The following is a 1,532-nucleotide window of genomic DNA, read 5'->3' as shown; positions in this document are numbered from 1 at the left end:
ACCTTGGTCGCAAGTCGGGAATCTACCCCCACTTGGGCGGTGGCAGGAACGACCGGAACCGACTTGCCTCCCGGCACCCGGCGGTGCGTTTCTACAGGTCACAGGTGGTCTGCACGGATGGCCATCGAACACCGAACCGCGCGCAGGTCGTTCAGCGTCGCGGTTGACGTGTCGCGCGTTATCAATCTCGACGAGGATCGCGGCCTGGGGACTGCGCGAGTCCGACGACAACCCGCTCCTGGCGCTGACTCGCGGCCGGTATCGTTTGCCCTAGAGACGTACGTACAGGTACCGTACACTACAGCTGATCAGTTAAGGAGATGTTGTCGTGGCAGTCAAAGCGAAGCGCTTCGAACTTCGCGCGGAGGAGGCAACCCTGGACCGCATCCAGCTAGCCGCCAACGTCGTGCATGAGCAGACCTCGGAGTTCGTCCGGAAAGCCGCGATCCAACGTGCCGAGGACATCCTGCGCCAAGAGCTGTTAACGGTGATGGAGCCCGAACAGTTCGACAAGCTGATGTCCTCGCTCGATGCTGCCGACGCTGCACCACGACTTGCGGCAGCCGCACGCAAGCCTGCGGCGTTCAAACGGCGTTGAGCAATGTTCGAGTCCGCGCGGCTCGACGACGCGCACACGCTGGAAGGGTTCGACTGCGGCAATGAGTCACTGAATAGCTGGCTGATCGAACAGGCTCGCCGCGCGGACAGCAGCAGAGTAGCGCACGTTTACGTATGGACCCCGCACGGAGAGCCGAAGGTCTGCGCCTATTTCGCCATCTGCCCCACCGAAATCGTGCGGAAAGACGACGGCGTGTCGGGGTCGATGGCTGGGGGCTATACCCGCATACCCGGATATTTGATTGCCCGTCTGGCCATCGATGCAGCGCTGCATGGCCAAGGGTACGGCGAGCAGCTACTCCTAGACGCACTGGGGAAAGCCGTTGCCGCGTCGGAGATCGGCGGAGGGCGGCTTGTCGTCGTTGATGCGATAGATGACCAAGCTCAGTCGTTTTACGAGCACTACCACTTCGTTCCCGTCCGGCACCGCGAGCGCCGCCTCGTGATGAAGGTGTCCACAGCGGCCAAGGCGCTCGGCGAGCGCTGGCACGACTCGACAGCAGACTGAACGGCGGGTTTCGCAAGTGGCGTGAAGCCCGCCAGGCCCTTGCACAACGATGTCGACACGTTGGCGGTACGCACAATGCCAGCTGTAGCTGCGTCGGGCTTCCGAGGCGTCGATCGGCGTTGCCGCCCGCCCGTGCATTGGGCCGACTTATGCGGATCACCTCAGATGTCTCAAATAACACCCCTGACTCGATCATTGCTCCTACCAGCAAGTTTCGCCAGCGACCAACGCCGAAATGACCGAACGACATGAGGTTACTCGCAAGTCGGTGATCTACCCCCTTTGCGGTCGAGCCGTGTCAGAGGCTCGGCAGCGGTTTCTAATTTGCCGTGATCTTCGGTGTTGGAGTCGACCGTGTCGAGGGGCGCGCACCGTGTGTCAATGTTGACCGGTGACCGCTCAGGCG

The 1,532-nt window shown here is 62.1% G+C and carries 2 protein-coding genes; both read left to right on the top strand.

Translation table 11 applies throughout. The annotated features are described in order from the left end of the window. Positions 1 to 328: 328 nt before the first annotated feature. Positions 329 to 598 (top strand): DUF1778 domain-containing protein, encoded by a 270-nt coding sequence (locus tag ACOJVU_RS19610; RefSeq protein WP_407689298.1) that lies wholly within the window; start codon positions 329 to 331, stop codon positions 596 to 598. 3 nt (positions 599 to 601) lie between these two features. After that, positions 602 to 1,126 (top strand): GNAT family N-acetyltransferase, encoded by a 525-nt coding sequence (locus tag ACOJVU_RS19605; protein ID WP_407689297.1) that lies wholly within the window; start codon positions 602 to 604, stop codon positions 1,124 to 1,126. Positions 1,127 to 1,532: the final 406 nt, after the last annotated feature.

Origin of the sequence: Mycobacterium sp. THU-M104 (assembly GCF_049197365.1) — a bacterium.
Taxonomy (GTDB): domain Bacteria; phylum Actinomycetota; class Actinomycetes; order Mycobacteriales; family Mycobacteriaceae; genus Mycobacterium.
This window is presented reverse-complemented; position numbering and strand designations above follow the sequence as displayed.

Excerpts from the sequence above, each read along its gene's own strand:
- ACOJVU_RS19605 (WP_407689297.1), top strand. The coding sequence starts at position 602 with ATGTTCGAGTCCGCGCGGCTCGACGACGCGCACACGCTGGAAGGGTTC.